The following is a 23,615-nucleotide window of genomic DNA, read 5'->3' on the forward strand; positions in this document are numbered from 1 at the left end:
ACCGAACGAAAAGAGCAGGAACGCCAAGGAATGCTGCTGTTTGGGGCATAAGCCCCAGGAAAGCCCCGCCGCAATTCTGTCTTTTTCATTCAAAAATGCGACACCCACAAGTTTTGCCCCCCGGCGCCAGCTTCCCAGGCCAACAACCGGCGCTCTACACTGTACCGGTACAGTTGCCGGGGGCATTTCCGGAGGGTATCGCAAAGATATCTGACCCGGTTCTGCTGCTACGGCGCCAGAACTCAAAAAAATTACAACAGTAAGAGTGGAGCACTATGACTAAGGCTACTAAGCAGATTTCCAAACTGTTTGCCGCTATGGTTCTGGCCGGGGTTGCCAGCCATTCGTTCGCCGCTGACACCATCAAGATCGGTATCGCCGGCCCTAAGACCGGTCCTGTAGCCCAATACGGCGACATGCAGTTCAGTGGCGCGAAAATGGCCATCGAGCAGATCAACGCCAAGGGCGGCGTCGACGGCAAGAAACTCGAAGCCGTTGAATACGACGATGCCTGCGATCCGAAACAAGCCGTAGCGATCGCGAACAAAGTCGTCAACGACGGCGTCAAGTTCGTGGTCGGTCACCTGTGCTCCAGCTCCACTCAGCCTGCTTCGGACATCTACGAAGACGAAGGCATCGTGATGATCACCCCGGCTGCCACCAGCCCGGACATCACTGCCCGTGGTTACAAAATGATCTTCCGCACCATCGGTCTGGACAGCGCCCAGGGCCCTGCCGCCGGTAACTACATTGCCAAGTACGTCAAACCGAAAGTCGTCGCCGTACTGCACGACAAGCAGCAATACGGTGAAGGCATCGCCACCGCCGTTAAACAGACGCTGGAAAAAGACGGCGTGAAAGTCGCGGTATTCGAAGGCATCAACGCCGGCGACAAGGACTTCTCCTCGATCATCGCCAAACTCAAGCAAGCCAACGTCGACTTCGTCTACTACGGCGGCTACCACCCGGAACTGGGTCTGATCCTGCGTCAGTCCGAGGAAAAAGGCCTGAAAGCCAAGTTCATGGGTCCGGAAGGCGTGGGTAACGACTCCATTTCGCAGATCGCCAAAGAGTCCTCCGAAGGCCTGCTGGTGACCCTGCCGAAATCCTTCGACCAGGATCCGGCCAACGTTGCCCTGGCTGATGCCTTCAAGGCGAAGAAAGAAGATCCGAGCGGCCCGTTCGTGTTCCCTTCCTACTCGGCGGTTGAAGTGATTGCCGGCGGTATCACCGCAGCCAAATCCGAAGACCCGGCCAAAGTGGCCGCAGCCATTCACGCAGGCTCCTTCAAGACCCCTACCGGCGACCTGAGCTTCGACGCCAAGGGCGACCTGAAGGACTTCAAATTTGTGGTTTACGAGTGGCACTTCGGCAAACCGAAAACTGAAGTTTCGCCTCAGTAAGGCGCGCCCTGACTGACTGCCAATAAAGCCCACGGCGTGCCGTGGGCTTTGTTTTACGAATGTATGGGCCGCGCTGGCGTGATCCGCCAGTCTCCCCACCTGAAAATCTCAAAACCGTCATCAGCGGTTCGCTGGCAAAACCCGGATTCGAAGTGGATAAAGATCCACGGGGCCGGGCGGGAAAATGACTCCACCAGTGAAATGCGTATCAGGTTTTTAGGAGCGCTGTAATGCCTGACATCTATCACTTCTTCCAACAGCTGGTTAATGGCCTGACCATTGGCAGCACGTATGCCCTGATTGCCATCGGCTATACGATGGTTTACGGCATCATTGGAATGATCAACTTCGCCCACGGCGAGGTGTACATGATCGGCTCCTACGTGGCGTTCATCGCCATCGCCGGGCTGGCCATGATGGGAATCGACAACGTCCCGCTGTTGATGACCGCCGCGTTCATCGCGAGCATCGTCGTCACCAGTTCCTACGGTTACAGCATCGAACGGATCGCCTACCGCCCCCTGCGCGGCAGCAACCGTCTGATCCCGCTGATTTCCGCGATCGGTATGTCGATCTTCCTGCAGAACACGGTTCTGCTCGCGCAAGACTCCAAGGACAAATCCATCCCCAACCTGATTCCCGGCAACATCTCCATCGGGCCAGGTGGCGCACATGAAGTGCTGATTTCCTACATGCAAATCGTGGTGTTCGTGGTGACCCTGGTCGCCATGCTCGGCCTCACGCTGTTCATCTCCCGCTCTCGCCTGGGTCGCGCCTGCCGCGCCTGTGCCGAAGACATCAAGATGGCCAACCTGCTGGGCATCAACACCAACAACATCATCGCCCTGACCTTCGTCATCGGTGCTGCGCTGGCAGCCGTCGCTGCCGTGCTGCTGAGCATGCAGTACGGCGTGATCAACCCCAACGCCGGTTTCCTCGTCGGCCTCAAGGCCTTCACCGCTGCGGTACTGGGCGGGATCGGCAGCATCCCCGGCGCGATGCTCGGCGGGCTGGTGCTCGGGGTGGCGGAAGCCTTTGGCGCCGATATCTTCGGCGACCAGTACAAGGACGTCGTGGCTTTCGGCTTGTTGGTTCTGGTGCTGTTGTTCCGTCCGACCGGCATTCTGGGCCGTCCGGAGGTTGAGAAAGTATGACTAGGAATCTTAAACAGGCATTGTTCAGTGCCTTGCTGGTGTGGGCCGTGGCCTACCCGGTACTCGGTCTGAAATTGACCATCGTCGGCATCAACCTCGAAGTGCATGGCACCAGCCCGGCCATTCTGGCGACCATCGCCGTGTGCTCGGTGCTGATGTTCCTGCGCGTGCTGTTCAACCAGCAGATCAGCAAGGCGTGGAAATCCTCGCCGGGCCTGCCGTTGATCCCGGCCAAGGCCAGCAACTTCCTGACCCTGCCGACCACGCAACGCTACATCATCATTGCGCTGATCCTCGGTGCACTGGTGTGGCCGTTCTTCGGCTCCCGTGGCGCGGTGGACATTGCGACGCTGATCCTGATCTACGTGATGCTCGGCCTCGGTCTGAACATCGTCGTCGGTCTGGCCGGTCTGCTCGACCTCGGTTACGTCGGTTTCTACGCCGTCGGCGCCTACAGCTACGCGCTGCTGTCGCACTACTACGGCCTGAGCTTCTGGATCTGTCTGCCGATTGCCGGTCTGATGGCGGCGACGTTCGGCTTCCTGCTGGGCTTCCCGGTGCTGCGTCTGCGCGGTGACTATCTGGCGATCGTGACCCTCGGTTTCGGCGAAATCATCCGGCTGTTCCTGCGTAACCTGACCGATATCACTGGCGGTCCGAACGGCATCAGCAACATCGAGAAACCGACGTTCTTCGGTCTGACCTTCGAACGTAAAGCGGCGGAAGGCATGCAAACCTTCCACGAATATTTCGGCCTCGAATACAACTCGATCAACAAGGTGATCTTCCTCTACCTGGTGGCCCTGGTGCTGGCACTGGCGGCGCTGTTCATCATCAACCGTTTGCTGCGCATGCCGATCGGCCGTGCGTGGGAAGCGCTGCGTGAAGATGAAATCGCCTGCCGTGCCTTGGGCCTGAATCCGACGATCATCAAGCTGTCGGCGTTCACCCTGGGGGCAAGCTTTGCCGGTTTCGCCGGTAGCTTCTTCGCTGCCCGTCAGGGTCTGGTGACGCCGGAATCGTTCACCTTCATCGAGTCGGCGATCATCCTCGCCATCGTCGTGCTAGGCGGTATGGGCTCGCAACTGGGCGTGATTCTCGCGGCCGTGGTGATGATCCTGTTGCCGGAAATGATGCGTGAGTTCAGCGAATACCGGATGTTGATGTTCGGTGCGCTGATGGTGTTGATGATGATCTGGCGTCCACAAGGTCTGCTGCCGATGCAACGCCCACACATGGAGTTGCGAAAATGAGCCGCGAGATTCTTAAAGTCGAAAACCTGAGCATGCGCTTCGGCGGCTTGCTGGCGGTCAATGGCGTGGCCCTGACCGTCAAGGAAAAACAAGTGGTGGCGCTGATCGGGCCGAACGGCGCGGGCAAGACCACCGTGTTCAACTGCCTGACCGGTTTCTACCAGCCATCGGGCGGCAGCATCCTGCTGGACGGCGAGCCGATCCAGGGCCTGCCGGGGCACAAGATCGCCCTCAAGGGCGTGGTTCGCACCTTCCAGAACGTGCGTTTGTTCAAGGACATGACGGCGGTCGAGAACCTGTTGATCGCCCAGCACCGTCACCTGAACACCAACTTCCTGGCCGGCCTGTTCAAGACCCCGGCGTTCCGCAAGAGCGAGCGCGAGGCCATGGAATATGCCGAGTACTGGCTGGAAAAGGTCAACTTGAAAGAGTTCGCCAACCGTACCGCCGGCACCCTGGCCTATGGTCAGCAACGACGTCTGGAAATCGCCCGCTGCATGATGACCCGCCCACGGATCCTCATGCTCGACGAACCGGCCGCCGGCCTGAACCCGAAGGAAACCGAAGACCTCAAGGCGCTGATCAGCGTGCTGCGTGAAGAGCACAACGTGACCGTGCTGTTGATCGAACACGACATGAAACTGGTCATGAGCATTTCCGACCACATCGTCGTGATCAACCAGGGCACGCCTCTGGCCGACGGCACGCCGGATCAGATCCGCGACAATCCTGAAGTGATCAAAGCCTACCTGGGGGAAGCGTAAATGCTGCAGTTCGAAAACGTTTCCACCTTCTACGGCAAGATCCAGGCCCTGCACAGCGTCAACGTCGAAGTCCGTCAGGGCGAGATCGTGACCCTGATCGGCGCCAACGGTGCCGGCAAGTCCACGCTGCTGATGACGCTTTGCGGTTCGCCGCAGGCGCACAGTGGCAGCATCCGCTACATGGGTGAGGAACTGGTCGGCCAGGACTCGTCGCAGATCATGCGCAAGAGCATCGCCGTAGTGCCGGAAGGTCGTCGGGTGTTCGCCCGTCTGACCGTCGAAGAGAACCTGTCGATGGGCGGTTTCTTCACCGACAAGGGCGACTATCAGGAGCAGATGGACAAGGTCCTCGGCCTGTTCCCGCGCCTGAAAGAACGCTTCAACCAGCGCGGCGGCACCATGTCCGGTGGCGAACAGCAGATGCTTGCCATCGGCCGCGCGCTGATGAGCAAGCCGAAACTGCTGCTGCTCGACGAGCCGTCGCTGGGCCTGGCACCGATCATCATCCAGCAGATCTTCGACATCATCGAACAGCTGCGCAAAGACGGTGTAACGGTGTTCCTGGTCGAACAGAACGCCAACCAGGCGCTGAAAATCGCCGACCGTGCGTACGTTCTGGAGAACGGCCGCGTGGTGATGCAAGGCACCGGTGAAGCCCTGTTGACCGACCCGAAAGTGCGCGAGGCGTACCTCGGCGGTTGAGGCTTTTCACTGAACAGAAAAACGGCCTTCGGGCCGTTTTTTTGTGCCTGGCAGATAGATTGAATCCAACACAGATCCCCTGTGGGAGCGGGCTTGCTCGCGAAAGCGATTTTACATTCAACATTTGTGCTGACTGATCCATCGCATTCGCGAGCAAGCCCGCTCCCACACAATCAAAAGCCGTCAGTACGGATTGCAGTGTTGTGCCACCGCCGTCGCCTGATCGACATAAGGCCGTGCCGGCTCAAGGTTCCACTCAGGCTTGTTCCTCACAGGCTTGCCCTCGTAGGTAGCTGCCAGATGGCAAACCATCTGCCGCCGCAATGACCCGCCATTGACGCTGTATTCGCGCCACTGCGGATCGTCCTTGTGCTTGTTGTACAGCTCGGCAAACATCCGGTCGGTCTGGTCGTCCTTGATCGCCCGACCACACGCGGTCGGTACTACCGCGAGCGACCAGGTCTTCGGCCCCAGTTTCGGGTCGGGACGTTGTACCCAGGTGCTGGACTCGATGTACTTGTCGCAGAATTTTGGCGCGGTCGGCGTAGAGGTCTGGATGCACGAGAATGTGGCCTTGGCGACCGGGGTTTTCGGGAAGTCGATCTTGATGATGTTGCGATCCTTGCCGGTCTTGGCCTTGTAATCCTTTTGGTTGGCCAAGGCATCATTCAAGCCGCGCTGATCGCTGTAGAAAAACGCCAGAATCGGCAGTTCATCGGTTTTCGGGTTGCCCAGGCGCAGCTCGGTCTGGGTCTGAAACTCGCGGCTGTTGATGACCTTGCGCGCGCCCATGAAATTTCGAAAGGCGTCGACCCGCTCCTTGCTGCTCATCGGATTGCGCATGTTGAAGCCGCACTGCAACTGGTCCTGCTGGCGATTGTTGTTGTACTGGGTGAAGTGCGCCACCCAGGCACTCGGACTCGTGATAGGTGGCTTCATGGCCTGGCAGACTGCCTCGGTCGGGGCGGTATTCTTGTTGTCGCCACAGCCACGGTCGTTGCGAAAGTCGGTCCAGGCATCGTTGGGAAACGCGCAGTAGACGTGCACTGGCGTCTCGGGGTCTTTCACCAGATCCCGGGGCGTAATCAGGTAGCCGTTCTGCGTGCTCATGCCAGGGTCTTCATAACTGATGCCATCGGCGCGCATGAACGAGGCAGCAAACGTGCCCAGCTCCACGGCTTTCGGGCTGGGATTCCACACGTCCCACTTTTGCCCCTTGGCCGGATCGGCGCGGTGCGTGCCGCGCACCAGCAGCCCCGAACAGTCCGACGCGGGATCCTGCCCGCAACTGTCGACGGTGTTGTTGTAGAGCTTTTCAACCTTCCTCAGCGTCTCGTCACATGACTCGGCGCTGGCCCATGCCGCATGCACCAACAGCGGCAACACGAGCAACGGGGCGATCCTGTTCAGACGTTTCTTCATGGCTTGCATCTCCTTGATTAGCCAACACACTCAACGCGGGACCGGGTTGCAACCCGCGGCGCGAGTCTCGCTGTCCGACAACGCCGGCCTGAACGGTTCCAGATTCCATGGCGTCTTGTTGCGGTAATTGACCAGCACGCAGCGCAGTTGCTGACGCATGCTGCCAGCGGACTTTTCGTTGTCGCGCCAGTTGCTGTCCGGCCCCTTGAGGGCGAACAACTGATCGTACAGAGCGCCGACTTGCTCACCGGGCAAGGCGCGCCCCGCCGCAGTGGGCACGATACTCAGGCTCCATTCATCCTTGCGGGTGCCGGGGTCGTAACGTTTGATCCAGTCGGCGGAGGCGATGTATTGCGGCACCGGGGCGCCACCCACCACCATTTCGTCGATCGCCTGATCGGCGGCGACATAGCTGAAGCGCTGCTCTGCAGGCTTGGTGAAATCCAGGCGCAGAATCGGCACGCTGTAGCCCTGAGCCTGAAGTTTTTTCTGGAAATTGCGCGCGCTGTTCAGGCCGTTCTCCGGTTTCGGCGGCGCCTGATCACCGCGGGTGGCGAAGTTCTGCGTGCTGTTGACGTTGTAGATGAAGGCATCGATGTACTTCATGTTTTCGCTGCCATCGTTGGTCGCGGTAGCGTTCTTCAACATGAACTCGTTGACCTGGGCACTGAAGGCAAAAGGATCCTTGTTGGTGGTGTTCGGCCGCGACTCGTGCACGCGGATCATCGCGTGCCAGTCGCTGGGTTTTTCCGCGTTCCACGAACATTGGCCGTACTGGATCGGCCCCTTCATCAGCCCGGTGTATTTCTGCGTCCACTGCTCGGCGGTGGTTACACCGGCCTCCGCGCAAGTGCCATAAGCCAGTGCGGCATTGCGATTGTTCATCGTGCCTTGCGCCGCGCGCGGCGGTTCGCGGCTGTCGAAGAAACCGCAGCCATACCACTTGCGCTCCGGCCCGGTGCCGCCATCGAACGCATAGATGCAGGTAAAGCCCTGCTCTTTGACCGGCAGCTTCAATGCCGCGGCATCGGTGGGCGTGCGCAGGATGAAACCGGCTGGGTGAATCAGAATGCGCGTGCTCAGATCCTTGCGGATCCACGAGTAGGACGTCGCGCCGATCTTGATCGCATAGGGGCTGTAATCCCACGGATTGAACGGCCCGTCATTGACCATGCGCAAGGTCACGCCGCTGCAGTAATACAGCCCGCGCGCAGCACCGGTATCGGGTTCCTGGCAAGCGTCCTTGAGAGTGTTGTAGTTGCTGTTGATGCGCTTGAGCGTGTCCAGCGGATCAACCTGCGTCTGGGCGCAAACCGTGCCGAACAGCAAGGGCAGCGTGCAGGCAAGCGCAAAAGATGAAGTCCTGCGCCATAACACAGCGTGGGCTGAGCGATCCTTCGTCATGAGATACCGTCCTGGTAAATAGGCCTGTGACAGAGGCCGTTGAGATGACTATAGAACAGGCGGGAATGAACACAATCACTGTGGGAGCGGGCTTGCTCGCGAAGGCGTAGTGTCAGACGCCATTGATATTTGATGACACACCGCCTTCGCGAGCAAGCCCGCTCCCACAGTGGATTGCCGTGTTCGAAAATCTTTTCGAAAAAAACTTTGCACTGCGCTGTAACGCATCGCCATGAGCGTTCTCTAGTGGGGTAAGCAAGCGCACTTCGCTTGTAAAACCCAAGCTCAAATCTGGAGAAACATCATGACTGCTACCACTCGCTCCCTGTCCGCCGCTGCCCTGGTTCTGGCTCTTGGTTCCGCCCTGAGCATGACTGCCGTTTCCAGCGCCAATGCCGCCGATAACAGCAACATGGAAAAATGCTTCGGCGTGGCCATGAAAGGTCACAACGATTGCGCCGCGGGCGCAGGCACCACATGTGCCGGCACAGCGAAGATGGACTACCAGGCCAACTCGTGGAAGTTCGTGCCAAAAGGCACCTGCACCACCACCGAGAGCAAGACCTCGCCGACCGGTTTCGGTCAGATGGAAGCCTTCAAAGCCAAGTCCTGAACCATTGCCTGCCCGAGTGACGCTCATGTTGACCACCCGCGAAACTGTCCCACCGCGCACTCGGGCAGCCCTCTGCGGGCTCCCGCCCCGCGCGGGGCTGGGGCTCAAGACCGGGCACTTTGTTGAAGTGCTCGGCACCCAACCGGACATCGGTTTCTTTGAAGTCCACGCCGAAAACTACATGGTCGACGGCGGTCCGTTTCATCATTTTCTCGGGTTGATCCGCGAGCAGTATCCACTGTCGCTGCACGGTGTCGGGCTGTCCATCGGGGCCGAAGGGTCGCTGGATGCTCAACACCTGCAACGCCTGAAAACGCTGATCGAGCGCTATCAACCGCAATCCTTTTCCGAACACCTGGCCTGGTCGAGCCACGGCCCGGTGTTCCTCAATGACCTGCTGCCGCTGGCGTATGACACGCCGACCCTGAACCGCGTCTGCGCGCATATCGACCAGGTGCAGAACAGCCTCAAGCGCCCGATGCTGCTGGAAAATCCAGCGACCTATCTCGGGTTCGAACGCTCGACCATCGATGAGCCGGAGTTCATTACCGAGGTGATCCGCCGCAGCGGCTGTGGTCTGCTGCTCGACGTCAACAACGTCTACGTCTCGTGCATCAATCATCAACGCGATCCACTGACCTACCTCGACGCGCTGCCTTTGCACGCGGTCGGCGAGATTCATCTGGCCGGGTTCGCCGAAGATGCCGACAGCCTCGGCGACCGTTTGCTGATCGACGATCACGGCGCGCCGATTGATGACGCGGTCTGGGCGTTGTACCGACAGGCGCTCGAACGAATCGGCCCGGTGGCAACCTTGATCGAACGGGACAATCAGGTTCCGGCGTTCAATGTGCTGCTGGCCGAGGCGCAGCAGGCCGAAGCGTTATTGCTGCGCGCCGGGAGTCAGCCATGAGCACTCAAGCCGACTTCAGCGCCGCCCTGCTCGACACTCGCCGGCCCTGCCCCGCTGGCCTGTGCAGCGTTAACGGTGCTGATCCCGCCAGCCGATTCTCGGTGTATCGCAATAACGTGCAAGGTTCGTTGATCAACGCGCTGGCCGACAGTTATCCGGTGGTGCAGCAGTTGGTCGGCGAGGAATTTTTCCGTGGCATGGCCAGCATTTTCATCCAGCAGCAGCCCCCGCGCAGTCCGTTGATGAGCCGTTACGGCGATGGTCTGGCGGATTTCATTGGCGCCTTCGAACCGGCGGCCGGCGTCCCTTATCTGGCCGACGTCGCACGGCTCGAACGCCTGCGCACCCGCGCCTATCACGCCGCCGATGCGCTGGCGGTCAATGCACAACAGATCAGCGCTGCACTGGCCGATCCGCACACAGTGGCCGAACTGACCATCGCCCTGCATCCCTCGCTGCACCTGCTCGATTCGGCCTACGCGGTGGTTTCGATCTGGGCGGCGCATCAAGGAGACGCGACGCTGGCGGGCATCGACGTCCATCAAGGCCAACACGCACTGGTGCTGCGCAACGCACTCGAGGTCGAAGTCTTCGCCCTCGATCACGGCGCCAGCGTGTTTATCCGCCACCTGCTCAACCACCAACCGCTGCTGCAAGCTGCGCAAGACAGCCCGCCCTTCGATCTGCCGCAGACCCTCGCCCTGCTGATCGGCCACAACGCCATCACCGACCTGAACAACAAGGTATCGCCATGAACAACCTCATCACTCGTGCCATCGGACTCATGGAAAAAATCCCGCACAGCCTGATCGCCTTCATCGCGCGGTTTTCGATTGCCGCGGTGTTCTGGAAGTCCGGGCAGACCAAGGTCGAGGGGCTGGCCATCGATTTGATCGACGGCACCTTGCAACTCGGCTGGCCACATTTGACGGACTCGACGATTCCGTTGTTTCAGAGCGAATACCACGTGCCGCTGCTGTCACCGGAAATCGCCGCGCACATGTCGGCGTTCGCCGAGCACTTCTTTCCGGTGCTGATATTGATCGGCTTCGCCACGAGATTTTCAGCGCTGGCGCTGCTGGGCATGACGCTGGTGATCGAGGTGTTCGTCTATCCCGATGCCTACCCGACCCACGGCACCTGGGCGGCGGTGTTGCTGTACCTGATGACGACCGGGCCGGGGAAATTGTCGATCGATCACCTGATCGCACGACGTTTTGCCAGCTGACCACAAACTGTAGGAGTGAGCCTGCTCGCGATAGCGGTAATCCAGCCAACATTTCTGTTGAATTTGCTTACGCATTCGCGAGCAGGCTCGCTCCCACAGAGGAATTGGAGTTAGTGCTGAAGGCGATCCAGCGCCTCGCCGCTGCGCTTGAACCAGCCAATCAGATAATCCGCCAGCACTTGCGTGCGTTTGGGCAAACCGCCCTGATAGGGATGCACCAGATACATCGGCATCCGGCGCGTCTGAAAGTCGCGCAGCAGCCAGCGCAACCGACCGTCAGCCAATTCCGTTTGCAGCAGATACGATGGCAAACGGGCGATACCAGCGCCGGCCAGTGCGGCTTTCTTCAGCAGGTTGTAATGGTTGCTGGCGAACGGCCCCGACACCCGCACCCGCAGCAATTCGTGCTGTTGGTGATACAGCCATTCTTCGCGACCACTGTAGTGACTGTTGAGCAGGCAACGGTGCTCGACCAGCTCCTGCGGGCTCAGAGGTTCGCCGAACTGCTCAAGATACGCCGGGCTGGCACAGGTCATTTCCTGCCACGCCAGCAGTGGCCTGGCCACCAGCCGTTCGTCATTGGCCACTTCGCTGCGGATAGCCAGATCAAAGCCATCCCGGGACAGGTCGCGATAACTGTTGTTCAGCTCCAGCTCGATCTGCACCTCGGGGTATTTCTGCGAGAACTCCAGCAGCAGGCCATCGAAAAACGTTTCCCCCAGCGACACCGGTACCGTCATCCGCACCGGCCCGGCCATGTCGTCCTTCAAGCGCGCCAATGCCTGACGCGCGCGCTCCACCTGAACGACCAGCGCTTGCGCCTGCGGCAGCAAAGCGGCGCCGGCGGCAGTCAGGCTCAGACGGCGCGTCGTGCGTTGCAGCAGCACCACCGAAAACTGTGCTTCCAGCTGACTGATGCGTTTGGACAACTGGCCCTTGCTGCAACCCAGTTGCTGCGCCGCCAAGGTAAAACTGCCGGCCTCGATCAACACTGCAAACGCCGCCAGATCATCCATCTCGCTCATGGATTGTTTCCATTTGAAAACCAAAGGTTGCCTATTAGTGCGCTTATCCGCAGAAAAAACCACTCTAGACTGAAACCTCATTCAACCCATTGAGGAACAGCCCATGAAGATTCTGTTGATCGGTGCCGCCGGCACCATCGGTTCGGCCGTGGATAAAGAGCTGAGCCAGCGTCACGAAGTCATCCGTATCGGTCGCAACAGCGGCGATTTCCAGGTAGACATCAGCGACAGCGCGTCGATTCGCAAGCTGTTCGAGCAAACCGGCAAGTTCGACGCGCTGGTCTGCGCCGCCGGCAACGTGACCTTCGCCCCACTGGGCGAGATGAACGCCGACAGCTTCGCCCTGGGCCTGAAAGACAAGCTGATGGGCCAGGTCAACCTGCTGCTGATCGGCCGCGAATATGCCAACGACGGCGCCTCGTTCACCTTCACCACCGGCGTGCTCAGCCACGACCCGATCCGCTCCGGCGCCTCGGCAGCACTGGTCAACGGCGCCCTAGACAGTTTCGTCAAAGCCGCCGCCATCGAATTGCCGCGTGGCTTGCGCGTCAACTCGATCAGCCCGACCGTACTGCTGGAAGCCATGGGCAGCTACGCCCCGTACTTCCGTGGCTACAAGCCGGTTCCGGCAGCCGATGTGGCATTGGCCTACGCCAAAAGTGTCGAAGGCCTGCAAACCGGTCAGACCTTTCACGTGGGCTAAACCCTTGTGATCAACGGTCAGCCTGCGTAACGTGGCGGCACTTGTCTGGAGAGCCGAAGATGCGTGTTGCCCGTTCGTTGATCGTTGTTGCCCTGCTGCCGTTGTTCGCCGCCTGCCAATTGCTCGATGGCCCGCGTGAAAGTGCTTCCCACGTCGGGCAGTCCCGGATGCAGGGGCAACTGACGGCGGCCGACGGCAAACTGGTGTTCCAGCCCTGTGGCGAACAGCGTCAGTACGTGGTCAACGACATCGGCGGCACCAGCGTGCTGCAAGAGGCCGCGACCCTCGCCGATCAGCAGGGCAAGCTGTTTGCCGATGTGCGCGGGAAGATCGCCGGCGACCGCCTCGACCTTGGCCAGTTGTATCGCGTCGAGCGCTCCGGCACCGCGTGCGATGACCCGAATTTCAAACTGTTGATCCTGCGTGCCGCCGGCCACGGTCCCGAGTGGAACGTCAAAGTCAGCGGCAAGGGCATGGTCATCGATCGTGAAGGCCAGCCGGCACTGGCCGTGCCTTATGTTGAAGAGCAACTGGGCGACGGTCGCTTCAACCTCAGCAGCGAAGCCAACAACCAGCGCATCGAGTTGTGGGTCGCGCCGCAGCGCTGTGTCGACAGCAGCACCGGCAGCGTGCAGCACATGAGCGCCGAACTGCGCATCGACGGCAAGGTCGAGCGTGGTTGCGGGTATTTCGGCGGATCGCGTAACGACTGAGCGTTTTAGCCTCACCGGATCCGGCCTTTGCGGCTTATAATCGCGGCCTTCAAACGCCCTGGCGCAGTTGTGCGCCCCGCGAATCCGGATCCTCGCCATGTTACGAATCACCGAACTCAAGCTGCCAATCGACCATCCCGAAGAAGACCTGCGTGCCGCCATCGTGCAGCGCCTGGGCATCGCCAGCGATGACTTGCTCGATTTCACCTTGTTCAAGCGCAGCTACGACGCGCGCAAAAAGTCTTCCGAACTGTGTTTCATCTACACCATCGACCTCAACGTGCGCGACGAGGCCAAGGTGCTGGGCAAGTTCGCCGACGACCGTAACGTCAACGTGGCGCCGGATGTCAGCTACAAATTCGTCGGTCAGGCGCCGAGCGACCTGAGCCAGCGGCCGATCGTGGTCGGTTTCGGCCCGTGCGGGATCTTCGCCGGCCTGTTGCTGGCCCAGATGGGCTTCAAGCCGATCATCCTCGAACGTGGCACCGAAGTCCGTCAGCGCACCAAGGACACCTGGGGCCTGTGGCGTAAAAGCGTGCTCAACCCCGAGTCCAACGTGCAGTTCGGCGAAGGCGGCGCGGGTACGTTCTCTGACGGCAAGCTGTACAGCCAGATCAAGGATCCGAAGTTCCTTGGCCGTAAAGTCCTGCACGAGTTCGTCAAGGCCGGCGCGCCGGAAGAAATCCTCTACGTCAGCAAACCGCACATCGGTACGTTCCGTCTGACCGGCATGGTCGAGACCATGCGTGAAGAGATCCGCGCCCTGGGTGGCGAAGTGCGCTTCCAGGAGCGCGTCACCGATGTGCTGATCGAAGACGGCCAACTGGTCGGCGTCGAGTTGGCGAGCGGCGAAACCCTGCATTCGAAACACGTGGTTCTGGCCCTCGGTCACAGTGCCCGTGACACCTTCCGCATGCTCCACAGCCGTGGCGTGTTCATGGAAGCCAAGCCGTTCTCGGTGGGTTTCCGCATCGAACACCCGCAGTCGCTGATCGACCGTGCGCGGCTGGGCAAGTACGCCGGCCACCCGAAACTCGGTGCTGCCGACTACAAACTGGTGCACCACGCCAAGAACGGCCGTTCGGTCTACAGCTTCTGCATGTGCCCGGGCGGCACCGTAGTGGCGGCGACGTCCGAGCCGAATCGCGTGGTCACCAACGGCATGAGCCAGTACTCGCGTAACGAGCGCAACGCCAACTCCGGGATCGTCGTCGGCATCACCCCGGAAGTCGATTACCCGGGCGGCCCGTTGGCCGGTATCGAGTTGCAGGAACGTCTGGAATCCCACGCGTTCATCCTCGGCGGCAGCGACTACAAGGCCCCGGCGCAACTGGTCGGCGACTTCATCAATGGCACCCCGTCGACCGAACTGGGCGAAGTCGAGCCGTCGTACAAACCGGGCGTGGCCCTGGGCGACCTGGCCCTGGCGCTGCCGGACTTTGCCATCGAAGCGATTCGTGAAGCGTTGCCGGCGTTCGAGAAGCAGATTCGCGGTTACTCGCTGCACGATGCGGTGTTGACCGGCATCGAAACTCGCACCTCGTCGCCGCTGCGCATCACGCGTAACGAGTCGCTGCAGAGCATGAACGTCAAAGGTCTGTTCCCGGCGGGTGAAGGCGCGGGTTATGCGGGCGGGATTCTGTCGGCGGGTGTCGATGGGATTCGCATCGCGGAAGCGGTGGCGCGGGACATTCTCGGTCTGGAAGCCTGATACCTCTGTTTTGCAGTAACAGCAACCTCCTGTGGGAGCGGGCTTGCTCGCGAATGCAGTGTGTCAGTCGACGAAGATGTTGACTGACCCGACGCATTCGCGAGCAAGCCCGCTCCCACATTGGTTTCCGCGTTTGGCTTTAGATATTGGCGCGCAGCACTGAAGTCGGCAGCGCCTCACCTTTCTCGGCACTCGCCGCCACCGCCGCCATCAACCCCTCCAGCTCATAGCCCTGCGCCTTCAGCCAGGCCTGATCGTAATAGGTGTCGGCATACCGCTCGCCACCATCACACAGTATCGCCACGATCGACCCCGACTCCCCCGCCGCTTTCATCTGTTGCGCCGCCATCAGCGCGCCGATCAGGTTGGTGCCGCTCGACCCGCCGACATGCCGTCCCAGACGTTGCGCCAGATAATGCATGGCCGCCAGCGACAAGGCGTCCGGCACCTTGACCATCGCATCGATCACCTTGGGCAGGAACGACGCCTCGACCCGTGGCCGGCCAATGCCTTCAATTCGCGAACCGCAATCCAGGCGCAGACTGGCGTCGCCAGTCTGGTAGTAATCGAAAAACACCGAACGCTCGGCGTCGGCGCACAACACCCGGGTGCAATGCTGGCGGTAACGCACGTAGCGGCCAAGGGTCGCGGTGGTGCCGCCGGTGCCGGGGCTGGAAATCAGCCAGCTCGGTTCGGGGTGTTGCTCGAAACGCATCTGCTGGAAGATCGACTCGGCGATGTTGTTGTTCGCCCGCCAGTCGGTAGCCCGCTCGGCATAGGTGAACTGGTCGATGAAGTGGCCGCCATGCTCGCGGGCCAGACGTTCGGATTCGGCGTAAATCTGCGTCGGATCCTTTACCAGATGGCTCTGGCCACCGTAGAAAGCGATCTGCGCGATCTTCTCTTTCGAGGTGGTCGCCGGCATTACCGCAATGAACGGCAAACCGAGCATGCGCGCGAAATACGCCTCGGAAATCGCCGTCGAACCGCTGGACGCCTCGATCACCGGCGCGCCGGGCTTGAGCCAGCCGTTACACAACGCATACAGGAACAACGACCGCGCCAGGCGATGCTTGAGGCTGCCGGTGGGATGACTGGACTCGTCCTTGAAATACAACTCGATACCCGGGAAACCCGGTAGCGGCAAGGGGATCAGATGGGTGTCGGCGCTGCGCTGGAAGTCCGCTTCGATAATGCGGATGGCTTCGCGGGCCCACTGGCGGTTGTCGCTCATGATCATGCTCTCGTTGAATCGGGCAGGAATTGCCTCGTCACAGGCTCAGCCGCCAAGCATAGGAAAAAACCTACAGGCCTCACAGATACAGCTGAGCCTCAATATATCCGCCAACTGCTAGGCTCTGTGCAAGTGCGTGTCCGACCTTTTGCCATGTAGATGGAGAGTGACCTTGCCGCTGCGCAGAACCTTTACCCGTTTCTTTCAGCTGGAAGCGGCCAGCGGCTTGCTACTGATTGCCGCCGCCATCCTCGCCCTGATCATCAACAACTCACCGCTGTCATGGCTGTACACCGGTTTTCTCGACACCCCGGTGGTGACGCAGATCGGTGCGCTGAAAATCGCCAAGCCGCTGCTGCTGTGGATCAACGACGGCCTGATGGCACTGTTCTTCCTGCTGATCGGTCTGGAAGTGAAGCGCGAAGTGCTCGACGGGCAGCTGTCGAAACCGTCGCAGATCGTCCTGCCGGGGGCAGCGGCGGTCGGCGGCATGGTCGTACCGGCATTGATTTACTGGTTTCTTAATCGCGACAACCCGCCCGCCCTGAACGGCTGGGCGATTCCCACCGCCACCGACATCGCCTTCGCCCTCGGCGTACTGGCGCTGCTGGGCAAGCGTGTGCCGGTGTCGCTGAAACTGTTTCTGATGACGCTGGCGATCATCGACGACCTCGGCGCCATCGTGATCATCGCGGTCTTCTATTCCGGCGAACTCTCGAGCCTGTCGCTGGGTCTGGCGGCGGCATGCATCGCAGCGCTGGTGGCGATGAACCGGCTCGGCGTGGTCAAGCTCGGCCCGTACATGATCATCGGTCTGATCCTGTGGGTGTGCGTGCTCAAGAGCGGGGTTCACGCAACACTGGCCGGGGTCACGCTGGCATTCTGCATCCCGCTGCGCACGAAATATGCCGAACCCTCGCCACTGATGACCCTCGAACACGCGCTGCATCCGTGGGTGGCCTACGGCATTCTGCCGCTGTTCGCCTTCGCCAACGCCGGGCTGTCGCTGAGTGGGGTGACCGTCGAAAGCTTCACCCATCACGTCCCCATGGGTATCGCCATCGGCTTGCTGCTGGGCAAAACCGTCGGTGTGTTCGGCCTGACCTGGCTGGCGGTGAAAATCGGCATCGCCGCTCTGCCCCAAGGTGCCAATTGGGGTCAGGTGCTGGGCGTGGCGATCCTCTGCGGCATCGGTTTCACCATGAGCCTGTTTGTCGGCTCGCTGGCCTTTGAACCGGGCGTGAGCGACTACGCCGGCATGGACCGGATGGGCATTCTGACCGGTTCGATTCTGGCGGCGTTGATCGGGTATGCGGTGACGGCGGCGGCGAGTCGCCATAACGCACATTCACCTGCATAGGACCTGTGAATAGGCTCGTTGTGGCGAGGGAGCTTGATCCCGCTGGAGCGCGAAGCGATCCCAATATCCCGGGTCTGCTGCGCAGCCCAGCGGGAGCAAGCTCCCTCGCCACAAGTCCAGGCTCGTCTGAAAACCAGCGAACAATCCCGGAGATAAATCCCCTCACCACAGGCCTGGCTTGTCTGACAAATAGCGAACAATCCCCAGCCCATTAGAGATGCGTCCTACAGCCACCCTTTGTCTGCTTCGTTAACGTCGCACAGCCCTTTCGAAGGGTTGTCGATGGATGAACGAAAGGACGCTCAGTGGCTCGCAACAAGGACATTCCCCGGGTTCCCAACCCACCGGCGGGCGACGGTCATCACGTCACCTATCGCTATATGACGGCCACTGAACTGGCCGAGCGCGACGCTCGACAAAACGCATACGACGCCATGCTGGCGCGGCAGGAGGCCTTCGAGCGCAACCGCGAGTTGGCGGCCAAAAAGCCTGATCCCGTGCGTGCCGGGTGCGTGTTCGCCAAGTCCTGCAAATTGCCGGACGCGATCATCGATTACTCGAATCCTTCGGGGATGGTGCCGACTGACAGCCTGAAGGATTACGGCAAGTTGATCCTGCTGGGCGGCCGTGAAGCCGATGACAGCGGCGGCGTTCCACTCAAGAAAATCAGCGGCACTGCCATCCCGGCAGGCCTGGGCACCTTCGCCCTTGCGGGTGAGGCGTTCAAGGCATTGCCCGCCATCGCGTCCGCCGCCGTTGTGACCCCTTTGGTCGGGCTGGTGGCGTTGCTCATGCCATCGAACCTGGGCGACAGCGCCCTCTACACCGAAGACCAGTTGCTCGCCCTCAAACAGGCTCGAACCCGCGTGCGCCTGCATGTCGAACAACAGGCCGACGGCAGCCTCAAGGGTTATGGTTTCTACACTGGCAAGAATCGCGACTGGGAAATGGTCGATGTCGCGCAGTTCACCGCACGTGATAACCGCTTTGTCGCAGACCTCGGCGAAGGCATCGAACTGATCTGGACGCCCGCCGTGGACGGCTCCGACACCCTCGGCATCCCCGCGCTGGAGGCCGCTCCGCAGGCACCGCATATCTGGGTGTACCCACCGACGAAAGCGGCGGACGGGATTCTGGTGAATCCGGTTTATCCGCCGGAGTATCGGGATTTCATTTTGGTGTTCCCGGCGGATTCGGGGGTTAAGCCGGTTTACATTGTTCTAAGCACCGGCGACCACAACTACCATAAAGCCCCTGAAGGTCTAACAGCATTTCCTGAGGCTGTGAAAGACAAACCAAAAAGCAGCGTACAAGGTGGCGGCGCTCGTCGTAAGCGCTGGAAAGATCTCAAAGGACGCATTTTTGAATGGGATAGCCAACACGGAACGGTAGAAATGTACGACAAACAGGGGAAACACCTTGGAGAGTTCAATCCTCAAACTGGCGAACAGACCAAACCTGCCAAACCCGGGCGAACCACTCCCAAGTAATCAAGAGGCGCTTATGTACTTGTGCATCACAGGGTTCCTACCCGACAGTTTCGACGATAGCTCACTTAAGTATGAACTGGACGTTGATCCTGCTTTTAACGACCGAATCGTGAAGCTCCTAGGCCACAAGAGCCTCAACGCCATGGCAGAAGGAGAATGGCTGTTGACTGCGGAGCAGTCGCAACAGATCGCGATGCTGACTGATGAGTTCATTCCAACCAACCTGGAATTGTTTATTGGTATTGAGATGTAAGCATCGCACCGAGAAATCTAAAAACAAAAAACCCCGACCAGTCACCTGATCGGGGTTTTCTTTTACCGCTCGTTCTCGCTTAGTGCGAAACGCGGCTGGTGCCACCGACGGTGGAGATGCGCACGCGCTCACCGACACGGAACACTTCGTTTTCCTGAACCTGTTGCACGTAGGCACGCATGCTGCCGTCGTCTTCGCGCACGGTGATTTCAACGCCTTGGGTGCGGGTCATGCCTTCTTCAGCGGCCGAGCCCAGCAGACCACCGGCTACCGCGCCGATGACTGCAGCCACGGCGCTGCCGCGACCGCCGCCGATGGCGCTGCCGCCGACACCACCGACCACTGCACCGGCGACACCGCCGATCGGGGTCTTGGTGCCTTCGATTTTCACCGGACGCAGGGATTCGATGGTGCCCATGCGAATCGTCTGCACGCGACGCGCTTCGTCACGGGAGTAGGAGTCACCGGTCAGGCTCGACTGGCAGCCGGTCAGCAACATCGCCATCGTGGAAAAGGAAGCAACCAGCAGAACAGACTTACGCATAGCATCAACTCCAAAAGAACATGTATTCATTAAACCCCGCAGCTTGACGCCTGTCACGACGCGGCCGGGATAAACTTGATTTTATTCAGGCCCGGTACAGGCACCTGCCGCCCACCCAACAGTAGCGCCAAATCGCCCAACCCGCCCTGCCGACCCAAGGATTTTTCATGGATTACGTGATCATTTTCGTCACCACCGTCGCCGGTTTGTACTTCCACGGGTGGCTGTACGTGCGGATCAAACGCTGGATGGATCGTGATCTTGCACTATCCCTGGCGGGCAATGATGACGGCAAACGCGCCTTCATGCTCGAACAGTTGGCCCATGCCCGCTCGCAGAAAATCAAACGGCAGGATCTGCCGAAGTGGCTTGAGGCCGCTGCGGCAGGCTATCCCGCTCGGTAGACTGCTTAAGGCGCCAGACGTTCAAGAATCCAGTTGGCGCCCTGCTGACGATAGTTCAGGCGATCATGCAGACGACTTGGACGGCCCTGCCAGAACTCGATGCGCTCAGGCAGCAGGCGATAGCCGCCCCAGTGTTCCGGGCAGTCAGGCTGAGTATCGCTGAAGCGTTGCTCGGTGGCCTTGAGCAAATCCTCTAGCTCGCCACGGCCGTTGATCACCCGGCTCTGCGGCGAGGCCCAGGCGCCGAGCCGGCTGCCCAGCGGGCGCACCTGATAATACGCGTCGGACTCTTCAGGCGTGACCTTCACCACCCGCCCCTCAATACGCACCTGGCGCTCCAGGGTTGGCCAGAAAAACGTCATGGCCGCGAAAGGATTCGCCGCCAGATGCTGCCCCTTGGCACTGTCGTAGTTGGTGAAAAAGGTGAAGCCCTGCGCGTCCAGGCCCTTGAGCAGCAGAATGCGACAATGCGGACGCCCATCCGCATCGACCGTGGCCAGGGTCATCGCGTTGGCCTCCACCGGCGCCTGTTCGGTTTTCACCGCGTCGGCAAACCACTGGTGAAACAGCGCGAACGGCTCGCCCGGGGCTTGCGCCTCGGTCAGGCCATCCCGGGTGTAATCACGACGCATATCAGCCAGAGCCTGAGTCATGGCGCATTCCTTTTCGTTAGCGGATCACTGCTTGGCAGCATCGGTGGCAGCGACCTTCTTGTCGGTCGCTGCGGCTTTGGCCGGCTCGGTTTTCTTCACCGGAGTCTTGGCTGGAGCCTTCTTCGCAGGTGCTTTGGCTGCAGCTTTTTTCGCTGGAGCCTTTTTAGTCGCCGATGCCGCGGCTTTCTTCGCGGCAGGCGCTGGCGTTACCGGCTTGTCGACTGGCTTGACGTCCTGCGCGGCAACCAGAGTCACCGGTGCCGGAGCTGGCATGTTGTACTTGCTCAACAGCGCAACCATGGTGTTCTGCGGTGTAACCAGCAGCTCGATACGACGGTTCAAGGCACGGCCTTCAGCACTGTCGTTAGCCGCGCGCGGAGCGTCGGCCCCCATGCCACGCAGCATCAGGCGGTCACGTTGCAGGCCGCTGAGACGGAAGATCGCGGCCACCGATTGGGCGCGTTCCAGGCTGAGCTTGGTGTTATCCGCCGCGACGCCCGAGCTGTCGCTGTGACCGAGTACCAGAATCGCCGTTTTCGGATCGGCTTCGAGGATTTTGGCGACGTTGGTGAACGGGCTCAGGGTAACCGGGAGCAGCATGGCCGGACGTTTCGGGTTGAACGAGCCTTCAACCGGTGCGATCAGCACCAGCACGTTCTCACGACGTTCGAACTGCAGGTTGCTGCCTTTGATGGCGGCACGCAGACGCGGCTCATAATCGTCAAGCCAGGCTTGAGTGACTTTCGGATCCGGCATCGGTACGACTTTGGCGGCCACCTGATCTTTGGCAGTGCTCTGCTGCTTGCCGAACGGCCACCACCACTTGGTGCCTGTGTCAGCGTTGGCGTTGGCGACTACAGCCGACTTGGCGTCGGGTTTCGCCTCAGGCTTCACTTCAGCTTTGACATCGGATTTCACATCAGCCTTGGCGGCCGAGTTGTCCGAACCGCCGAACGGCCAGTACCAAGGGCTGCTGCTTTCAGCCTTGGCCACGGGTGCGGTGGCGGCAGGCTTCAACGGGGCTGAGGCTGGGGCTGGGGCTGCTGCTGGAGCCGGTGCCTTTGCAGATGCAGACGCTGTCGCTGGAGCTGGAGCTGGCGCCGATACTGGATCTTTGGCCGCCGCTTTATCGGAAGAGCCGAACGACCACCAACTGCCGCCGTCCGCATCATTTTTAGGGGTCTGCGCACATCCGGTAATCGCAACACACAGGGCGGCCAGGGCAAGAGTGTTTTTATATGACATTGAAAATCCCCAATATGAAGTAATTGAATCAGAGCTCTTTTGCCCGGATAAATAGACGTTTTGCATCGAAAAACCAAAACAGGCTCCATTCCTGGAGCCTGAAGTAAAGCATTACAGACAAGTGGCAAGTACCCGCGCCAGTTTCTGCGCACGAGGGTCCATCAAGACGTACGGACCCAGAGTATTTGTCACAAAACCAAAAGCAACATCGTGCTCCGGGTCTGCAAATCCGATGGAACCCCCGGCGCCCGGATGGCCAAACGCCCGAGGGCCCAGACCATAAGTCGCGTTCGCCACGTCGGGTTGATCAAGCATGCAGCCCAGACCGAAACGGGTTCGGGTCAGCAGGGTCTTGTCTTCGCCGAGGCTATGCTCGCGGGTCAGCTCATTGAGCATTTCGCCGTCAAGCAGGCTGCCGTCGAGCAATCCGGCGTAAAAACCCGCCAGGCTGCGCGCATTGCCGTGGCCATTGGCCGCCGGTTGTTGCATGCGTCGCCATTCCGGCTTGTTGGTACTGGTGAGCACCGAGGGCGGATTGGTGAATGCACGAGTGGTCATGGCCGTGGGTTCACGCATGGTCACTTGCAACAGGCGCTGGGCCGCGGCATCGCCGACGTTGCCCTTGCCCCGGGCGATGTGCGCCACGCGGTAAAACTCTTCGTCAGCCAGACCGACATGAAAATCCAGGCCCAATGGCTTGGCCACGCGGGCCACGATCGATTCCCCCGGCCCGCGACCGTCTGCGCGGCGCAACAACTCGCCGATCAGCCAGCCGTAAGTGATCGCGGCATAACCGTGCCCCTCACCCGGCGTCCACCACGGCGCTTCGGCCGCCAAGGCATCGACCATGGTTTGCCAGTCATAAAGGGCTTCGGGGGCGAGCAGTTCACGCAGGGCCGGCAGACCGGCCCGATGGCTGAGCAACTGGCGCAGGGTGACCGATTCCTTGCCGGCCGCCGCGAACTCCGGCCAGTAGCGGGCAACCGGAACATCCAACTGCAATTTGCCTTCGGCCACCAGTTGCAGCGCCGCAACGGCGGTGAAAGTCTTGGTGCAAGAGAACAGGTTGGCGATGGTGTCGCTGTGCCAGGCCTCGGTGCCGTCCTTGTCGGCGGTACCGGACCAGAGATCGAGGACAGTTTCTCCGCCGACCTTGATGCACAACGCTGCGCCGCGTTCCTGGGGATCGTCGAACAGTGCCGCGAATGCCTCGCGCACCGCTTCGAATTGAAGCTCGTAATGTCCCTGAATCTGCACCCGCAACTCCCCCGCAAAAACACGCTACAAATTGGTCGGCATTGTTCCAGTCCTTGAGGGATTTGGGAACAGCCGCAGGCTAGACGGTTGATGTTGTGGCATACGACTGATGCCATCGCCAAAAGACCCGCTCGCACAGCAGATTCATGAACACCACAAATCCAGTG

General features: G+C 60.4%; 24 protein-coding genes. 16 read left to right on the forward strand and 8 right to left on the reverse strand.

The genetic code is table 11. The features are described 5' to 3' along the window. Positions 1 to 275 precede the first annotated feature (275 nt). The 5 genes from LCH64_RS27820 (at position 276) to LCH64_RS27840 (ending at position 5,276) form a co-directional block, all read left to right on the forward strand. Positions 276 to 1,403 carry a branched-chain amino acid ABC transporter substrate-binding protein gene (locus tag LCH64_RS27820; RefSeq protein WP_226501928.1) on the forward strand — a complete coding sequence of 376 codons (1,128 nt, stop codon included), beginning with the start codon at positions 276 to 278 and terminating at the stop codon, positions 1,401 to 1,403. Between the two features lie 230 nt (positions 1,404 to 1,633). Beyond that, positions 1,634 to 2,557, forward strand: coding sequence for a high-affinity branched-chain amino acid ABC transporter permease LivH (gene livH / locus LCH64_RS27825; RefSeq protein WP_003222384.1), 924 nt, complete (start codon positions 1,634 to 1,636; stop codon positions 2,555 to 2,557). Next, entirely contained in the window at positions 2,554 to 3,810 is a 1,257-nt protein-coding gene (locus LCH64_RS27830; protein WP_003222382.1) for a high-affinity branched-chain amino acid ABC transporter permease LivM, read from the forward strand. Before livH ends, LCH64_RS27830 begins: the two co-directional genes overlap by 4 nt. Next, positions 3,807 to 4,574, forward strand: coding sequence for a high-affinity branched-chain amino acid ABC transporter ATP-binding protein LivG (gene livG, locus LCH64_RS27835; protein ID WP_003222381.1), 768 nt, complete (start codon positions 3,807 to 3,809; stop codon positions 4,572 to 4,574). Before LCH64_RS27830 ends, livG begins: the two co-directional genes overlap by 4 nt. Beyond that, positions 4,575 to 5,276 (forward strand): ABC transporter ATP-binding protein, encoded by a 702-nt coding sequence (locus LCH64_RS27840; RefSeq protein WP_003222380.1) that lies wholly within the window; start codon positions 4,575 to 4,577, stop codon positions 5,274 to 5,276. It abuts the gene before it with no gap. Between the two features lie 183 nt (positions 5,277 to 5,459). Here LCH64_RS27840 and LCH64_RS27845 read toward each other — a convergent pair whose 3' ends face one another. Together LCH64_RS27845 and LCH64_RS27850 are read right to left on the reverse strand one after the other, a co-directional pair. Beyond that, positions 5,460 to 6,698 carry a DUF2599 domain-containing protein gene (locus LCH64_RS27845; protein WP_226501929.1) on the reverse strand — a complete coding sequence of 413 codons (1,239 nt, stop codon included), beginning with the start codon at positions 6,696 to 6,698 and terminating at the stop codon, positions 5,460 to 5,462. 30 nt (positions 6,699 to 6,728) lie between these two features. Then, a complete protein-coding gene (locus LCH64_RS27850; protein ID WP_226501930.1) occupies positions 6,729 to 8,102 on the reverse strand; it encodes a DUF2599 domain-containing protein in 1,374 nt (457 codons plus the stop codon). 304 nt (positions 8,103 to 8,406) lie between these two features. Between LCH64_RS27850 and LCH64_RS27855 the strand changes: the two genes are divergently transcribed. From LCH64_RS27855 to LCH64_RS27870, 4 genes are read left to right on the forward strand one after another with little or no spacing between them, the layout of a single operon-like run. After that, a complete protein-coding gene (locus LCH64_RS27855; RefSeq protein ID WP_103485735.1) occupies positions 8,407 to 8,715 on the forward strand; it encodes a DUF2282 domain-containing protein in 309 nt (102 codons plus the stop codon). A 25-nt stretch (positions 8,716 to 8,740) separates the two neighbouring features. Beyond that, on the forward strand, positions 8,741 to 9,628 hold the full coding sequence (locus tag LCH64_RS27860) for a DUF692 domain-containing protein (protein ID WP_226501931.1): 888 nt from the start codon (positions 8,741 to 8,743) through the stop codon (positions 9,626 to 9,628). Beyond that, positions 9,625 to 10,383, forward strand: coding sequence for a DNA-binding domain-containing protein (locus LCH64_RS27865; RefSeq protein ID WP_226501932.1), 759 nt, complete (start codon positions 9,625 to 9,627; stop codon positions 10,381 to 10,383). Before LCH64_RS27860 ends, LCH64_RS27865 begins: the two co-directional genes overlap by 4 nt. Then, positions 10,380 to 10,856 (forward strand): DoxX family protein, encoded by a 477-nt coding sequence (locus tag LCH64_RS27870; protein ID WP_226501933.1) that lies wholly within the window; start codon positions 10,380 to 10,382, stop codon positions 10,854 to 10,856. Before LCH64_RS27865 ends, LCH64_RS27870 begins: the two co-directional genes overlap by 4 nt. A 110-nt stretch (positions 10,857 to 10,966) precedes the next feature. Here LCH64_RS27870 and LCH64_RS27875 read toward each other — a convergent pair whose 3' ends face one another. Next, entirely contained in the window at positions 10,967 to 11,881 is a 915-nt protein-coding gene (locus LCH64_RS27875; RefSeq protein WP_103520434.1) for a LysR family transcriptional regulator, read from the reverse strand. Positions 11,882 to 11,984: 103 nt separating this feature from the next. On the opposite strand from LCH64_RS27875, the gene LCH64_RS27880 reads away from it, so the two are divergent. From LCH64_RS27880 to LCH64_RS27890, 3 genes are all read left to right on the forward strand, one after another. Then, on the forward strand, positions 11,985 to 12,584 hold the full coding sequence (locus LCH64_RS27880; RefSeq protein WP_003222362.1) for a short chain dehydrogenase: 600 nt from the start codon (positions 11,985 to 11,987) through the stop codon (positions 12,582 to 12,584). A 59-nt stretch (positions 12,585 to 12,643) separates the two neighbouring features. Next, complete coding sequence (locus LCH64_RS27885; RefSeq protein ID WP_103485731.1) at positions 12,644 to 13,297, forward strand: hypothetical protein; 654 nt, start codon at positions 12,644 to 12,646, stop codon at positions 13,295 to 13,297. A 97-nt stretch (positions 13,298 to 13,394) separates the two neighbouring features. Continuing rightward, a complete protein-coding gene (locus tag LCH64_RS27890; protein WP_135295099.1) occupies positions 13,395 to 15,008 on the forward strand; it encodes an NAD(P)/FAD-dependent oxidoreductase in 1,614 nt (537 codons plus the stop codon). A 139-nt stretch (positions 15,009 to 15,147) separates the two neighbouring features. Here the strand turns inward: LCH64_RS27890 and LCH64_RS27895 are convergent, their stop codons facing one another. After that, the gene (locus LCH64_RS27895) at positions 15,148 to 16,245 is read right to left on the reverse strand and encodes a PLP-dependent cysteine synthase family protein (RefSeq protein WP_177434737.1); all 1,098 of its coding nucleotides are present in this window, start codon (positions 16,243 to 16,245) and stop codon (positions 15,148 to 15,150) included. Between the two features lie 169 nt (positions 16,246 to 16,414). Here LCH64_RS27895 and nhaA point away from each other — a divergent pair, with 169 nt between their 5' ends. The 3 genes from nhaA (at position 16,415) to LCH64_RS27910 (ending at position 19,345) form a co-directional block, all read left to right on the forward strand. Next, positions 16,415 to 17,602: a Na+/H+ antiporter NhaA gene (gene nhaA / locus LCH64_RS27900; RefSeq protein ID WP_226501934.1), complete on the forward strand. Its 1,188-nt coding sequence runs from the start codon at positions 16,415 to 16,417 to the stop codon at positions 17,600 to 17,602. Positions 17,603 to 17,907: 305 nt separating this feature from the next. Next, a complete protein-coding gene (locus LCH64_RS27905) occupies positions 17,908 to 19,092 on the forward strand; it encodes a colicin E3/pyocin S6 family cytotoxin (protein WP_226501935.1) in 1,185 nt (394 codons plus the stop codon). 13 nt (positions 19,093 to 19,105) lie between these two features. Then, the gene (locus tag LCH64_RS27910) at positions 19,106 to 19,345 is read left to right on the forward strand and encodes a pyocin S6 family toxin immunity protein (RefSeq protein ID WP_226501936.1); all 240 of its coding nucleotides are present in this window, start codon (positions 19,106 to 19,108) and stop codon (positions 19,343 to 19,345) included. Between the two features lie 79 nt (positions 19,346 to 19,424). Here LCH64_RS27910 and LCH64_RS27915 read toward each other — a convergent pair whose 3' ends face one another. Next, complete coding sequence (locus tag LCH64_RS27915; protein WP_003222347.1) at positions 19,425 to 19,889, reverse strand: glycine zipper 2TM domain-containing protein; 465 nt, start codon at positions 19,887 to 19,889, stop codon at positions 19,425 to 19,427. A 167-nt stretch (positions 19,890 to 20,056) separates the two neighbouring features. Between LCH64_RS27915 and LCH64_RS27920 the strand changes: the two genes are divergently transcribed. Further along, a complete protein-coding gene (locus LCH64_RS27920) occupies positions 20,057 to 20,293 on the forward strand; it encodes a hypothetical protein (protein ID WP_103485726.1) in 237 nt (78 codons plus the stop codon). A 5-nt stretch (positions 20,294 to 20,298) separates the two neighbouring features. Here LCH64_RS27920 and pdxH read toward each other — a convergent pair whose 3' ends face one another. From pdxH to LCH64_RS27935, 3 genes are all read right to left on the reverse strand, one after another. Further along, positions 20,299 to 20,946, reverse strand: a complete 648-nt coding sequence (gene pdxH / locus LCH64_RS27925) for a pyridoxamine 5'-phosphate oxidase (RefSeq protein ID WP_003222345.1) — start codon at positions 20,944 to 20,946, stop codon at positions 20,299 to 20,301. A gap of 24 nt (positions 20,947 to 20,970) precedes the next feature. Further along, complete coding sequence (locus LCH64_RS27930) at positions 20,971 to 22,191, reverse strand: OmpA family protein (protein WP_226501937.1); 1,221 nt, start codon at positions 22,189 to 22,191, stop codon at positions 20,971 to 20,973. 111 nt (positions 22,192 to 22,302) lie between these two features. Further along, positions 22,303 to 23,448 carry an EstA family serine hydrolase gene (locus LCH64_RS27935; protein WP_003222343.1) on the reverse strand — a complete coding sequence of 382 codons (1,146 nt, stop codon included), beginning with the start codon at positions 23,446 to 23,448 and terminating at the stop codon, positions 22,303 to 22,305. Positions 23,449 to 23,615 lie beyond the last annotated feature (167 nt).

The sequence above is a fragment of the Pseudomonas sp. MWU16-30322 genome, assembly GCF_020515535.1.
In the GTDB taxonomy this organism is placed as follows: Bacteria; Pseudomonadota; Gammaproteobacteria; order Pseudomonadales; family Pseudomonadaceae; genus Aquipseudomonas; species Aquipseudomonas fluorescens_H.

Bases quoted from the DNA above. Each gene is read 5' to 3' on its own strand.
- LCH64_RS27870 (WP_226501933.1), top strand. From the start codon at position 10,380: ATGAACAACCTCATCACTCGTGCCATCGGACTCATGGAAAAAATCCCG.
- LCH64_RS27880 (WP_003222362.1), top strand. From the start codon at position 11,985: ATGAAGATTCTGTTGATCGGTGCCGCCGGCACCATCGGTTCGGCCGTG.
- LCH64_RS27885 (WP_103485731.1), top strand. From the start codon at position 12,644: ATGCGTGTTGCCCGTTCGTTGATCGTTGTTGCCCTGCTGCCGTTGTTC.
- LCH64_RS27845 (WP_226501929.1), bottom strand. From the start codon at position 6,698: ATGAAGAAACGTCTGAACAGGATCGCCCCGTTGCTCGTGTTGCCGCTG.
- LCH64_RS27840 (WP_003222380.1), top strand. From the start codon at position 4,575: ATGCTGCAGTTCGAAAACGTTTCCACCTTCTACGGCAAGATCCAGGCC.
- LCH64_RS27860 (WP_226501931.1), top strand. From the start codon at position 8,741: ATGTTGACCACCCGCGAAACTGTCCCACCGCGCACTCGGGCAGCCCTC.
- LCH64_RS27850 (WP_226501930.1), bottom strand. From the start codon at position 8,102: ATGACGAAGGATCGCTCAGCCCACGCTGTGTTATGGCGCAGGACTTCA.
- LCH64_RS27855 (WP_103485735.1), top strand. From the start codon at position 8,407: ATGACTGCTACCACTCGCTCCCTGTCCGCCGCTGCCCTGGTTCTGGCT.
- LCH64_RS27875 (WP_103520434.1), bottom strand. From the start codon at position 11,881: ATGAGCGAGATGGATGATCTGGCGGCGTTTGCAGTGTTGATCGAGGCC.
- LCH64_RS27920 (WP_103485726.1), top strand. From the start codon at position 20,057: ATGGATTACGTGATCATTTTCGTCACCACCGTCGCCGGTTTGTACTTC.
- livG (WP_003222381.1), top strand. From the start codon at position 3,807: ATGAGCCGCGAGATTCTTAAAGTCGAAAACCTGAGCATGCGCTTCGGC.
- LCH64_RS27830 (WP_003222382.1), top strand. From the start codon at position 2,554: ATGACTAGGAATCTTAAACAGGCATTGTTCAGTGCCTTGCTGGTGTGG.
- LCH64_RS27910 (WP_226501936.1), top strand. From the start codon at position 19,106: ATGTACTTGTGCATCACAGGGTTCCTACCCGACAGTTTCGACGATAGC.
- pdxH (WP_003222345.1), bottom strand. From the start codon at position 20,946: ATGACTCAGGCTCTGGCTGATATGCGTCGTGATTACACCCGGGATGGC.
- LCH64_RS27890 (WP_135295099.1), top strand. From the start codon at position 13,395: ATGTTACGAATCACCGAACTCAAGCTGCCAATCGACCATCCCGAAGAA.
- LCH64_RS27930 (WP_226501937.1), bottom strand. From the start codon at position 22,191: ATGTCATATAAAAACACTCTTGCCCTGGCCGCCCTGTGTGTTGCGATT.
- LCH64_RS27820 (WP_226501928.1), top strand. From the start codon at position 276: ATGACTAAGGCTACTAAGCAGATTTCCAAACTGTTTGCCGCTATGGTT.
- LCH64_RS27865 (WP_226501932.1), top strand. From the start codon at position 9,625: ATGAGCACTCAAGCCGACTTCAGCGCCGCCCTGCTCGACACTCGCCGG.
- LCH64_RS27915 (WP_003222347.1), bottom strand. From the start codon at position 19,889: ATGCGTAAGTCTGTTCTGCTGGTTGCTTCCTTTTCCACGATGGCGATG.
- livH (WP_003222384.1), top strand. From the start codon at position 1,634: ATGCCTGACATCTATCACTTCTTCCAACAGCTGGTTAATGGCCTGACC.